Origin of the sequence: Paenibacillus solisilvae, assembly GCF_042656405.1 — a bacterium.
GTDB classification, from domain to species: domain Bacteria; phylum Bacillota; class Bacilli; order Paenibacillales; family Paenibacillaceae; genus Paenibacillus_Z; species Paenibacillus_Z solisilvae.
In genome coordinates this window covers 1-12,558 of record NZ_JBHSOW010000106.1, presented here as the reverse complement: position 1 = coordinate 12,558, position 12,558 = coordinate 1, and the positions used below count along the sequence as shown (strand labels likewise).

Below are 12,558 nucleotides of genomic sequence, written 5' to 3'. Positions count from 1 at the left end.
TTCGTTCCATGCACCGAGCAACCGGTTGACTTGGGACGGAGTCTTTTTTTTGCTTGAACCATGAATGATGTTGAAAAATCCCTGAAGCGGACAATCTGGAGATTAAAACTAATCCTGGTGGGTAATAGAAGATACACCTGCTAAGCAGGAGTGTTTACCCAAAATGGAAAGGAAGTGCACCTTATGACTGATCAAGCGAAGAAGGTAGCTTTCTTATTAGCCAATGACTTTGAAGATTCCGAGATGAGAAATCCATATGAAGCCATTACCAAAAACGGGCATGCAGCCGTTATTATCAGCCTGGAGAAGGGTGCTGAGTTAACTGGGGAGCATGGAACGATATCTTATACTTCCCATTTATCTGCAGATGAAGCGAACGCAGCAGATTATGACGCAGTCGTTATTCCGGGCGGCAAATCCCCTTCACATTTGCTCGAGAACGAGCATCTGATCGCGTTTGTCCGGCAAATGGACACGGACGGCAAGACAATTGCCGCCATCTGCCATGGACCGCAGCTGCTCGTCAAAGCAGGATTGCTGGATGGGCGTAATTTGACAGCTTATCCGGGACTGCATCAACAAATAAATGATTCAGGCGGCCGGTTCATCGATAATGCTGTCGTGGTGGATGAGAATTTAGTTACCTCGCGTACACCGGAGGATGAACCTCATTTTATTGAAGAAACGATCAAGAAGCTCGGCGTGGCCGCTTATTAATGAATCGAATATTCAAGCGTGCAGGAAATCAAACAGCACTGGCCCGTAAGTAAAGGGCCAGTGCTGTTTACATGCTAAGGACGAATAAACATTTGCGACCAATACGGGCTCATATTTCCGCCGGGACTGCAGCCGATACCCATTTGAGTAAAGTTCTGGCTCAAGATATTGGCTTTGTGGCCAGGACTGTTCATCCAGGCAGTCATAACAGCTTGAGGCGTTTGCTGCCCGGCTGCGATGTTCTCCCCTGCATACGAATAGCTGATACCGAACTGTTTCATCATATCGAATGGGCTTCCATACGTAGGTGAATCATGGGAAAAGTAATTTTTGTCGCGCATATCCGAAGCTTTGGTCTTCGCTACACTAGATAGCGACCCATTCATTGTAAGCGCGTTTAGACCTGCTTTGGCACGCTCGGCGTTAACCAGCTGCAGAACCTGAGCTTCAACTGTACCGGTAGTGGGGGTTTTGCCGGCTCCTGCGCCAGCGCCATTCCCTGCGTTATTTCCCGTGCCTGTCGGTGGTGTATATGGCTGCCCTGCCGGCTGTCTATTGGGCTGTGCCGGTTGTGCTGGCTGTGCTGGCTGTGCCGGTTGATTCGGTTGGCCAAATTGCGGGAATTGCTGCTTCAACCAATCCGGAAGCTGATTCCAGTCGTCAATTGTGATCACCCTTGTGGTTGTACCTGTCGTATTCATGTTCAGCTTATGCGGGGCAATCGGCTTATTGCCGGTACTGATGGAGCTGCTTCTTGTCGTATGATTGTCATCATTGTCATGGGTCATCTGATAGACAATGGAACTGGCACCTACGATGAGAACAAGCCCGCAGAGTGTTAACAGAAATCTTTTCATTAGTAATGAGCTCCCTTCATGCGAATGATTCATCAACTAATATGTTCATTCGCGTGAAGGACTACCCTGATCAAATTTTGTGAAAGAACTATTTTATTTCCACAATCATTACATCATATCCAGCCAGCTCGGTTTGCCTCGAAACAGCTTGACCCGTCAGCAAATTAATGCCTGTCTCGGAGCCAAGATCGATGACTGTGCTGCCGGCTTGATGGTTCATAATAAAGAGATAGCCGATCCCGTCTTTATCGCGGCGCGTTACTTCAACATTCGGCTGTTTGCCTGGCAGTGCCTCAATATGATGCTGCTTGCAGAGCTCTCCAAGGAAGCCTTGAAGGAAGCTTGCTTCCGGACTTGAGGCGATATACCATGCTTGACCGGCACCGAATTGGTTGCGTGTCAGCACCGGCATACCGGCGTAGAAATCATCTCCGTATTCAGCCAGGATATCAGCGCCTTCGGAGTGAATTAAGTCACATAACAAGGAGCATTTGAAGGTTTCATTTGCGCCAAATGAGCCAAGTGATTCTTTCATGATGATGCGGTTTGTTTGATCCGGAAACAGTGCATCGATTTCTTCCGCCCAGATACCGAGCAGATTTCTTAGTTCGCCTGGATAACCGCCGAGGGTGACGATGTCATTCTCATTGACGATTCCGCTGAAGTATGTGGTTACGAATGTTCCGCCGTCTTTTACGAACGCTTCAATACGTGAGGCCATTCCTGGTTTAACCATATACATCACAGGAGCGAGCACAACTTGATACGAACTGAGATCGTCTTCGAATGAGACAAGATCCACTTGAATCCCTTGCTGATAGAGCGCATCATAGTACTTATGAACTTCGTTCACGTAGTCAAGTGCAATAGTTGGTCCGCTCGAGAATTCGACCGCCCACCGATTATCCCAATCATACATAATCGCAACCCTGCTGGATTGACGGGCTCCGATTACCTTGTCTCCCAGCTTTTGCAGCTCTTCCCCAAGTGCCGCACATTCACGGAATACTCTTGTATGCTCGTGACCGACATGCTCGATCAGAGCGCCGTGGTATTTCTCGCAGGCGCCCACTGAACGGCGAAGCTGGAAGAACATCACGCTGTCAGCTCCGTGAGCTACAGCTTGATAACTCCATAAGCGCATAACACCGGGACGCTTCAAGGTATTATAAGCCTGCCAGTTCTGCTGGCTCGGCGTTTGCTCCATAAGCAGGAAAGGGGCGCCGCCTTTGAGTCCGCGCATTAAGTCATGCGTCATAGCGGTAAAGCTGGTTTTGGTATCTGCAGAAGGATAATTGTCCCAGGAGACGATATCCATATGCTTGGCCCACTTGAAATAGTCAAGCGGTTTGTAGGTGCCCATCAAGTTGGTCGTTACCGGAATATCAGGGGTATGCTGCTTAAGAGCGTCATATTCCAGCTTGTAGCAGTCTAACATGCTGTCCGAATTGAATCTCGCATAGTCAAGCGAGATGCCCTGGAAAGATGTCCGGTTGCTGGACCACTGCTCAGAAAGAACGTTCGGAAGGACGATCTCATCCCAATCGTAATAGGTATGACCCCAGAAACGGGTGTTCCATTGTTCGTTAAGCTTGTCCAGCGTTCCATACTTCTGCTGAAGCCATATGCGGAAAGCTGCTTCGCAATTGTCGCAGTAGCATTCTCCCCCGTATTCGTTGGAAACATGCCACAGAAGCAAAGCCGGATGATCCTTGTAGCGCTCAGCGAGCTTCGAAGCGATACGAGTGGAATAAAGGCGGTAGGAAGGACTGTTGGGACAGGAATTATGTCGTCCGCCGAATTTGCGCTTGCGGCCTTCAAAATCGGTTCGAAGCACATCCGGGTGCCTGCGGGCCATCCAGGCAGGATGCGCTCCCGTGCTCGTTGCCAAACAGGCGTAAATTCCATTCTGGTGAAGCATATCCATGATGGCATCAAGTGTCTCGAATTGATAAGAGTCCTCACTCGGCTGAATCATCGCCCATGAGAAAACGTTGACGGTTGCAATATCCATCCCGGCTAGCTGGAGCATACGCATATCCTCAGGCCACACGCTCTTGTCCCACTGTTCAGGGTTGTAATCACCGCCATATAACATTTTGGGCAATTTGGAAGTATTCAAGTTTATTCGCTCCTTCTTTGCGGATATCTGCTTATAAGTAAGATAAGCATGCATAAGTTATGATGATAGCTCCATTTTATGATATGATTCGACTAAGAAGATATATAAATAAATAAAAGGCAGGATATGATAATATGGAACAGATTATGGAGCGGAAGGAATGGGTGGTTGATGGTTCACTTCGCCGTTTCTTGTTTAAACACTGTGAAGTTGAGCTCCCGCTTTATATTGAAAGCATAGGTCTTAATCCGGAACAGGAGCCGCTTGTCAGAGCGAAAGGTTATCCCGTGTTTCACTGGCTCCAAACGCTTGAAGGCGAAGGTGAATTTGATCTCGGCGGGAGACGCTTCTCGCTTCCGGTAGGAAACGGTACCTTGCTGTTTCCGGGAGTACCGCATAGTTATTCGGCAAAAGGGAAGAAATGGAAAACAATGTATGTGACCTTTGGAGGTTCGATTGCGATGTCCATGCTGGCCTCGCTTGGTATCCGTCATACGGAATGGCTGCATTGGAACGAGGATGCTCCGGTTACCGCGCAGCTCATGGAAATGGTTGAACAAGCGCAGCATGACGATGACCGAACGGGACTTAATGCATCTGCGCAGCTGTACCGCTTTTTGACAATGATTAAGATCTACGGTCAAACCGGCGGGCGTTCCTCTTTGATGCAGCATTTGGAGAAGCTGAATCCTCTTCTAATGTGGCTGGATTCCAAGTTTGGCGACCCTGAAATCGGATTAACGGATATGGCAGATCAGCTAAACATAAGTCCGCGGTATCTTAATTCCTTGTTTCGTCAAGCATTTGGCATTACGGCATATGCGTATCTGATTCAACTGCGGATTCGAAAAGCCAAAGAATTTATGAGTGCCAGCGACCGGATGTCGATTAAAGATATTGCCCATCTGTCCGGCTATCGGGACACAAGTCATTTCATCTCCGTATTTGGCAAGACAGAAGGCATGACGCCTGAGCAATTTCGAAGGCTGCACGGACTTCATAGTTAGTCTTAGCCAGCCTACTTGAACGGAGCGGAAGAAAGCGATGGATGTGAAACAATGCGCGGGCTGCGGGCAGGAAAAACCGTTATCCGCCTATACGAAACGTTCTGGCAGCACCAGCCGGCGCGGCACATGCCGTGCTTGTCTGCGCAGACTTAAGCGAGATCGACAACAGGCTCCTCCCCGGTTGGAATTTGAGCCTAATGAAACAGCAGTGGAGGTGGAAGCCGGCGATGCTCCGGCTGCCGCCAAGCCCAAACGCAAACGAAGACGCAGACGCCGCAAGACCGGAGCGGTTTCTGGCGGCAGACCCGGTTCATGGAAAACGAAAACTCCAGCAGGGACGCCGGCAGTACGTCCGCCTGAAAAGCATATCACCCCGCTTGAAGGGCCGTTTACGTATAAGACATCCCTCTTGAATGACAGAGGCAGGGGATGGATCAGACTGCGCGGTTACCGGGACACGGGCAAACACTGGTCTACCGAGATTCCAACCGAGATGGCAGTGCGGATGGTCAAGGAAGGTGCGGCCGGCATTATTGGTCCGGGATTGATTCATAAACTGTATACGAAGACGGATTTTCGCTTACTCATTCTGCAGAGGGATGATTATGTATGCCACTATTGCGGCCGCTATGGTGACACGATTGACCATGTGCTTCCGAAGTCCAAAGGCGGATTGTCCACTCCGAGTAACTGCGTGTGCGCCTGCGCGGACTGCAACTTAAAGAAAGCCGACAGCCTGGAGTATAGATACGATGATTATATCTGACCTAACACAGCAGGAAAGGATCCGCGATGAACAAAAAAATTCTGGTCGTAGATGATGAGCAGAGTATTGCCGGCGCGATTGTTTATGCCTTCCGCCGGGAAGGCTACATTGTCGAAGCAGCCTATGACGGAGAAGAAGCGCTGAAGCTTGCTTCAAGCTTCAAGCCGGATGTCATGATACTCGATGTGATGATGCCCAAATTAAATGGTTATGATGTATGCCGCAGGCTGGAGAATCGAATTGGTATGGGAATCATTATGCTGACGGTGAAAAATGATATTGTCGACAAGGTCATTGGTCTCGAGTTAGGGGCGGATGATTATATGACGAAGCCGTTTGATCTGCGCGAGCTTGTTGCCCGTACGAAAGCGCTGCTGCGCCGGCTTGAAAATAAGCCGGAGGAAGAGGTTCAGCTTACTGTAATCAAGGATCTCCGCTTAAATAAAATAAACCGGTCCGTTCAATTGGGAACGGAGACACTCGAACTTACGCCCAAAGAATTTGATTTGCTTGCTCTGCTGATCATGCATCCTGACCGGGTATATACGAGAGACGAGCTGCTGGATCTTGTTTGGAGCATGGATTATGCAGGGGGGACACGCACGGTCGATATTCATATGCAGCGGCTGCGCAAGAAGCTGGGCGAACCGTACCAGCAGCTTTTGCAGACCGTCTATGGCGTCGGTTACAAGGCACTCCGGGAGCTCCCCTGATGCGGGGGAACAAGCCAGCCTTTCGATTAAGTCTGAAGTGGCGTTTCACTATAGGCCTAGCCGCCCTGCTGCTGTTGACCGTTGCGGCTCTAAGCTGGCTGGTTCTGCGTGAAATCAAGCAGGATCAGATGCAGAAGGTCGAGAGTGATCTGAAGCAGCGAAGTGATCTTGCCAGCCTGCGGGTAAGGCAGACCTACTTAAGCGGAAGCGCACTCGATAATATTCCGGGATTTCTACGGCGAAGAGGGACTGAATTGGCTGCTGATCTCAGTGCTCTGTTAAGCGGTGCCCATGTCATCTTGTATGATGCGAAGGGCAATGAGATCGGCAATTCCATGCCGCTGTCGGAAAGTCCGGACGTCAAGGACATTATGGTCTATGCCACGCAGGGAAAAATCGTCTATGAGCAATCCGGCGATTCTCTGATTTATTTGGCCCCTATGATATGGTCGGTCGGTCAAGTCGGCATTGTGCAGCTGCAGCTATCTTTGAAAGCGGATCATGCTTTCTACAGCTCCATAGCGAAATCGCTTCGCAATATCGGACTCGGTTCCTTGGCCGTGAGTTTCCTGCTCGGTTTTCTTTATCTTCAGCGGGTAACCGCCTCCCTTCGCAAACTGCGGGAAGCCGCAGATCAGATTCGGGATGGCCGCTTCCTCACGCAATCGCCTGTTCGCAGACATGATGAAATTGGCGAGCTTAGTGAAGGAATTACCTATATGAGCCGTGAAATTGAACAAAGCTTGGCCAGACAAAAGCAGTTTATCGGCAATGTCAGTCATGAATTCAAGACCCCTCTAACCTCCATTATCGCTTATTCGGATCTGCTGGATATGTACCGTGACGACCCCTTACTGCTGGACGAAGCAAGAGCTAACATCCGTCAGGAATCAGGCAGATTGCTTGAGATGGTGGAGAAAGTGCTCCATCTCTCAGAGATGGAGCAGTATGAGTTTAATTTGAACGCAGAGAAGCTGGATGCGGCTGAAACGCTTGTTGAGGTGTGCGGGAGATTGAAAGGAAAAGCGCAACAATTTCAATTGAACATTGAGACCGACCTGCATGCTGCCGTTATAAAAGCGGATCGTGAAAGTCTGATTCACATTTTCCTCAATCTGCTTGATAATGCAATCAAATATAACGTGCCTGGAGGAAGCATTCAGGTTTCCTGCCATACCGAAGCAGATAGCGCAGTCATTGTTTTTCGTGACACGGGGATCGGTATTCCAGCGGAAGCAAGAGCGAAGCTGTTCGAGCCGTTCTATACCGTGAGTAAAGACCGGGCCAGGTTGACAGGGGGAACTGGTCTTGGATTATCGCTCGTAAAGCGGCTTGTGGAGCTGCAGCACGGTAAGGTTGCTTTCTCGCCGCATTCAGGTGGACAGCAGGGATCGCAGTTTACGGTTTCTTTTCCACTGATTAAGTAACAAGAATGTATTCCTGGATAGACCAATATAATGAATTCATGCAAAAATAATTTACAAGCTGGAAACAAGTTTTGCTCATTCCGGATAAATTCATCCTGTACGATAAGCAAATCAGCCTTTGCAGGAGGACATCATTATGACAATCAAGCCGAAACAGCGATTTAGGAATAGGACAAAACTCATTACTTTGGCTGGACTTGTATTCACATCAGCGCTGACTGGCTGCGCCAGTTCGGCTCCGAGTGACAATATTGAGGGTTCGAATCATGAAGTTATTCAGAAACAAGAGAAGACAATCACGGTCGTAGACACGGAATCGACAGCAGCGAGTACGGCCATAGATGTCGTCAAAATCGACGAGCTGAAGGGCATTCGCGGTATGGACTGGCTCGGTGAGGACAAGTTGATTATTGATAAAGAGAATAGAGAGATGAAACCGGTCACTGTTGAAGGCGAGCAGCGGTACCCGCATAATATGTATATTCACAGCTTGAACGGTGGGGAGCAGACTGGAGATAATGATATGCTGCTGAAGAGCGGAGCCGTAAATCAAGGCTTTGCCATGCTGTCTCCGGATAAGAAATATATGTTCTATAAGGAAACGGAAGAGACGACTGGGCGCGGTTATATCATGGATCTTGTGACACGTGAAACTGCGGCTGTCGGTATGGAACAAATCTCCGCGCAGGAAGGCAGCTGGAATGGAAACGAACAGATCGTTTTTCCGGTTATGACGGGGCAAATTCTTTCTTCCAATATTCAAGGCAAGACGGATCTCATTACAATAACCAAGGATATAACCGTCTATAACGTCATTCAGCGCGGCGCAAATGTGTATTATATCGGCATCAATAATAACTTGTTTCTGTATAACACGGTCAGCAAACAGACGAAGAGGCTTGATAAAAGGGTTATCTGGCTGATTCCTTCACCGGACGGAAAGCAGCTGGCCCTGGTGAAACGAACTTCGGATACGGAAATGGAGCTTACAATAACAGATTCTTCATTGACGAAGAAGGTCTCGCTGGCAAAAGGAACACAGGTATTCGGTACGAGCTGGTCACCTGATGGAACGGAGCTCGCCTATACGGTCAGTTCTGAGACAGGCGGTGTCAAAGGAGTCTTTGTAGCGGATGCGGTATCCGGTAAATCAACACAAATTTCGGTGGATGTGGAATATGCATCAGATCCTCTAAAATGGAGCCCGTCCGGACATAAAATTATGACGACTACCGGCAAGATTCAGGATAATAAATACGTTTTTTCAACGTATATCATTACTTTAAAATCCTGATTAGCCGGCGTAATAATAACGGCTGTTAAGAGCTGACCAGCCTGCGCGAGCAGCCCGGTTGAATGGTTTTGGAATATTTTATGGCATGAAATGATGAATCCCCCTGTGTTAACATGGGTGGCGTCGGGAAGGACGTCATCTGGTTTCAAGCGTATGCTTCCGATGTGAGTTTTTTACTCGCATAGAGGTTTCTCAGGGAAGTAACGCAAATAAACTCTTAGGAGGATTCATCCATGAAGATGCAAAAACCATTTCGCGTAGGTGCAGCAAGCGTGCTAGCAGCGAGTTTAATCGCTTTTGGCGGAGGAGCAGCCGTACAGAAGGCCAATGCAGCCTCCATGAACGGAGCCCCTGTCACGTATAAAGTGACGAGCAATGATACGATGTATAAAATCGCCAAGAAATATGGCGTTAACTTGAGTAAGCTGATTGCGGCAAATCCTTGGCTTTACAATCCAAACGTGATCTGGCCTGGCTTGACTATTAAAGTCCCCGTCTATAACGGAACTGGCACTGGAACTGGAACTGGCACTGGAACTGGGACAGGCACTGGATCAACCGGGACTGTAACACAAAGTCAATTTGCGGCACAGGTGGTTACGCTTGTAAACAAAGAACGCGCCAATGCGGGATTGTCTGCTTTGAAATCCGATGCTCTTCTGACGAAGGTTGCAACGGATAAAGCCAAAGATATGTACACGAATAATTACTTTGACCATACATCGCCGACTTACGGTTCACCATTTGATATGATGCGTGCTTATGGGGTTTCCTATTCTTATGCTGGTGAGAACATCGCCAAAGGACAGCGTTCTCCGCAAGAGGTTATGACAGCTTGGATGAACAGTTCAGGTCACCGTGCGAATATCCTTAACGCTAATTTCAAGAAAATCGGTGTTGCTTATTACAACGGCGAGTGGGTTCAGGAATTTACTTCTTAATCGAATGAAACAAACAGCATGTTAAGGAAGCGGCCCATTGCGGCCGCTTTTTTTTGATAGCTCTGAATGGTATCGCCAATAGTGGCGGCCGGCGGTAGATAATAGGTATCCGCTTGATTAAATAATAACCATCGGTTATAATATAACCAATGGTTATTATTTTTGTTTGGAAGGATGTGTCTTTACATGACTTCGAGAAGGAAACAATTGACGGAGGAGATGAAGGCTGCGGTTCGGACGGCAGCAGCATCTTTGTTTGCGGAGAAAGGGTATCATTCGGTTACGATGAGAGAGATTGCCAAGGAAGCCGGATGCTCGCATACGGCAATCTATTTATATTTTAAAAATAAAGAGGACTTATTGCAACAAATCGCAATTCCTCCCCTCTTGGAGCTGGAGCAAAGAGTACAGCAGATTATATCGAATCAATCGCTGAACAGCATGGACAAGGTGATTGCCGCCTGCTCGGATTATGTTGTTTTTTGTCTCACGAATGGCAGTCTTCATACGGTACTGCTTATGTCGGGCTCGGTACGCGTGGATGATCCAAACCCGGAACTGGAGGTTAACCATATCCGGAACCGGTTGTTTGGTCATATCATGAAGCAGCTGCAGGAAGCGGTGCAGACATCTGATTCGGATAAAATATTGAACAACGGACGGGTATTGGTTTACTATATGCAAGGTTTTATCAGTACCTATGCCGATCACAGCGAGGAAACAACGGCTTTGCTTGAGCGCACGCTGCCTATTTTCCAGGAAGGAATACGGCTTCTTGTTAAGGGGATGAGGCCATAGTCTCAGTGATGCGACGAAAATAGGGTGCTGAGAAGGAAAGGTGTTTGATGGAAAATAGCGAATTGTTGATATATGGAGCTTCTTCGTACATCGGAGGATGAATGATGAGATGAGACAGAAAGCTGTTTATGCCAACAAATTGCTTGCCAAGAAATACAAGGAAATGAGTAAATCTATAATAAACCGGCCAGAGGGGAATTTTACGATTTGGAGCCATTTGAATGAGCTGCTCGACGAATCGCTCACCTGTGTGTATCTGACACAGGAAGATAAAATTATTTATGTCAATAACAACCTTTGCAGGATGTTTGGCTATACCCAGCAGGAAATGCTTCGGATGCACCCAACCGAATTTGTACATCCTGATGATCATGAGAAGCTAAATCAGGAAGTAAGGAACAGGCTTCAAGGCGAGGAGCGTAAAGCGTATACTCTTCGCGGCAAACGTAAAGATGGGAGTCTATTCTATTACGAGACCAAATCCAGGGCGTTTAAGTATCGCGGACAACCGGCGCTTCTGGGAACACTGGTGGATGTTACGAATTCGGTGCAAGCCAATCAGATGATCCAGGAGAATGATTTGCGTTACCAACGCTTGATCCGTTATCTTCCTGAATCCATTGTCGTTCATGACGGCCAGTATGTTCTGTATGTCAATAATGCCGGGAAAGCCTTATTCGGAATTACAGAAGAGGATATACAGAGTCTTTGTTATATTTATACACTCATTCATCCCGACTCTTTGGAACAATCCATTGAGCGGGTCAACCGCGTCTTACAAACGGATGATCCGAATGATTTTACAGACGTGAAGCTGATTACTAAAGACAGACGTGTCATAGATGCTGAGGTTTCCAGTATTCGAATCCACAATTTTCAAGGGCATGAATATGTGGTTCAATCTGTTTTCCGTGACCTTACGGATCGGAAGAAGGAAGAGGAAGCACTTATCAAAGCAGAAAAGCTGTCCATTGCCGGACAGATGGCGGCCGGAATTGCGCATGAGATTCGAAACCCGCTTACCTCATTGAAAGGCTTCTCCCAATTTCTGAAATCCAAGACAAGTAATTATCATGAGTACTTTGATATCATGCTTACCGAGCTTGACCGCATCAATGCGATAGTCCAAGAATTCATGGCACTGGCCAAGCCCCAGGCGAATCAATTTAAAAGTCATGATTTAGTTGATATCCTGGAGAGCGTTCATACATTGCTGGAGACACAATCCAATTTGAATAATGTTCAGATTGTAACGGGAGTAAATTCAGATCATACCCGGATAAGCTGCGACGAGAATCAATTGAAGCAGGTGTTCATCAATATCATTAAGAATGCAATAGAAGCCATGCCAGGGGGCGGAAAAGTTGTTATTAATCTCCACAGCAAGCAGGCGGGAGTCGTCATGATTCAAATTACCGATCAAGGAGTTGGAATACCCAGTGAGCTGCTGGATAAGCTTGGAGGTCCTTTCTTCACAACCAAAAGCAGCGGAACCGGGCTTGGGTTAATGATTTGTCAGCGGATTATTCAAGCGCATCAAGGCACGCTGTCGATAGAAAGCGAGCTTGGCAAAGGGACGACGGTGACGATTGAGCTGCCGATTCACTGTTCCAATACATAGAATTCCTTAAAAAAGTGCTGTCTCAAATCTTAACAAAAAGACTTCGGGAGCAGCCGTTATATATTTGAGTGTATGACTCTCCGCGTGTTTGGCACCCTGCGCAGCTCCCAGCGCTTGGCGGGGTGATACTGTTGGCATTCAACCATGCGAAGACGCATGTGCATCTATACTGGATATCTACAGCTATTTCGGGCTTTAAATGTTCGAAACGAGCGCTATACTGGAAATTGGACCTCTGTCAAGAAAGTGGACACCCACATAAGGCACTTAACGTGCTCGTTTGTAATACATCGAT

At 47.8% G+C, this 12,558-nt stretch carries 11 protein-coding genes; 9 read left to right on the top strand and 2 right to left on the bottom strand.

Going from position 1 to position 12,558, the window contains the following annotated elements; genetic code table 11:
- Positions 1-183 precede the first annotated feature (183 nt).
- A complete protein-coding gene (locus tag ACFPYJ_RS27505; RefSeq protein WP_379191440.1) occupies positions 184-717 on the top strand; it encodes a type 1 glutamine amidotransferase domain-containing protein in 534 nt (177 codons plus the stop codon).
- 74 nt (positions 718-791) lie between these two features.
- Here the strand turns inward: ACFPYJ_RS27505 and ACFPYJ_RS27500 are convergent, their stop codons facing one another.
- Together ACFPYJ_RS27500 and ACFPYJ_RS27495 are read right to left on the bottom strand one after the other, a co-directional pair.
- A complete protein-coding gene (locus ACFPYJ_RS27500) occupies positions 792-1,574 on the bottom strand; it encodes a CAP domain-containing protein (RefSeq protein WP_379191439.1) in 783 nt (260 codons plus the stop codon).
- An 88-nt stretch (positions 1,575-1,662) separates the two neighbouring features.
- Positions 1,663-3,696, bottom strand: coding sequence for a beta-galactosidase (locus ACFPYJ_RS27495; RefSeq protein WP_379191437.1), 2,034 nt, complete (start codon positions 3,694-3,696; stop codon positions 1,663-1,665).
- 134 nt (positions 3,697-3,830) lie between these two features.
- Here ACFPYJ_RS27495 and ACFPYJ_RS27490 point away from each other — a divergent pair, with 134 nt between their 5' ends.
- The 8 genes from ACFPYJ_RS27490 (at position 3,831) to ACFPYJ_RS27455 (ending at position 12,263) form a co-directional block, all read left to right on the top strand.
- Positions 3,831-4,703, top strand: coding sequence for an AraC family transcriptional regulator (locus ACFPYJ_RS27490; protein ID WP_379191436.1), 873 nt, complete (start codon positions 3,831-3,833; stop codon positions 4,701-4,703).
- Positions 4,704-4,740: 37 nt separating this feature from the next.
- Positions 4,741-5,469: an HNH endonuclease gene (locus ACFPYJ_RS27485; protein ID WP_379191435.1), complete on the top strand. Its 729-nt coding sequence runs from the start codon at positions 4,741-4,743 to the stop codon at positions 5,467-5,469.
- Positions 5,470-5,495: 26 nt separating this feature from the next.
- On the top strand, positions 5,496-6,182 hold the full coding sequence (locus ACFPYJ_RS27480; protein WP_379191434.1) for a response regulator transcription factor: 687 nt from the start codon (positions 5,496-5,498) through the stop codon (positions 6,180-6,182).
- On the top strand, positions 6,182-7,609 hold the full coding sequence (locus ACFPYJ_RS27475; protein ID WP_379191433.1) for a sensor histidine kinase: 1,428 nt from the start codon (positions 6,182-6,184) through the stop codon (positions 7,607-7,609). The genes ACFPYJ_RS27480 and ACFPYJ_RS27475 overlap by 1 nt, the downstream gene beginning before the upstream one ends.
- A 136-nt stretch (positions 7,610-7,745) precedes the next feature.
- A complete protein-coding gene (locus tag ACFPYJ_RS27470; protein WP_379191432.1) occupies positions 7,746-8,903 on the top strand; it encodes a hypothetical protein in 1,158 nt (385 codons plus the stop codon).
- Positions 8,904-9,136: 233 nt separating this feature from the next.
- On the top strand, positions 9,137-9,844 hold the full coding sequence (locus tag ACFPYJ_RS27465) for a CAP domain-containing protein (RefSeq protein WP_379191431.1): 708 nt from the start codon (positions 9,137-9,139) through the stop codon (positions 9,842-9,844).
- A gap of 186 nt (positions 9,845-10,030) precedes the next feature.
- A complete protein-coding gene (locus ACFPYJ_RS27460) occupies positions 10,031-10,642 on the top strand; it encodes a TetR/AcrR family transcriptional regulator (protein WP_379191430.1) in 612 nt (203 codons plus the stop codon).
- 109 nt (positions 10,643-10,751) lie between these two features.
- Positions 10,752-12,263 carry a PAS domain-containing sensor histidine kinase gene (locus ACFPYJ_RS27455; protein ID WP_379191429.1) on the top strand — a complete coding sequence of 504 codons (1,512 nt, stop codon included), beginning with the start codon at positions 10,752-10,754 and terminating at the stop codon, positions 12,261-12,263.
- Positions 12,264-12,558: the final 295 nt, after the last annotated feature.

Coding starts and splice junctions, on each gene's coding strand:
- ACFPYJ_RS27485 (WP_379191435.1), top strand. CDS start 4,741: ATGGATGTGAAACAATGCGCGGGCTGCGGGCAGGAAAAACCGTTATCC.
- ACFPYJ_RS27480 (WP_379191434.1), top strand. CDS start 5,496: ATGAACAAAAAAATTCTGGTCGTAGATGATGAGCAGAGTATTGCCGGC.
- ACFPYJ_RS27475 (WP_379191433.1), top strand. CDS start 6,182: ATGCGGGGGAACAAGCCAGCCTTTCGATTAAGTCTGAAGTGGCGTTTC.
- ACFPYJ_RS27470 (WP_379191432.1), top strand. CDS start 7,746: ATGACAATCAAGCCGAAACAGCGATTTAGGAATAGGACAAAACTCATT.
- ACFPYJ_RS27455 (WP_379191429.1), top strand. CDS start 10,752: ATGAGACAGAAAGCTGTTTATGCCAACAAATTGCTTGCCAAGAAATAC.
- ACFPYJ_RS27505 (WP_379191440.1), top strand. CDS start 184: ATGACTGATCAAGCGAAGAAGGTAGCTTTCTTATTAGCCAATGACTTT.
- ACFPYJ_RS27500 (WP_379191439.1), bottom strand. CDS start 1,574: ATGAAAAGATTTCTGTTAACACTCTGCGGGCTTGTTCTCATCGTAGGT.
- ACFPYJ_RS27460 (WP_379191430.1), top strand. CDS start 10,031: ATGACTTCGAGAAGGAAACAATTGACGGAGGAGATGAAGGCTGCGGTT.
- ACFPYJ_RS27490 (WP_379191436.1), top strand. CDS start 3,831: ATGGAACAGATTATGGAGCGGAAGGAATGGGTGGTTGATGGTTCACTT.
- ACFPYJ_RS27465 (WP_379191431.1), top strand. CDS start 9,137: ATGAAGATGCAAAAACCATTTCGCGTAGGTGCAGCAAGCGTGCTAGCA.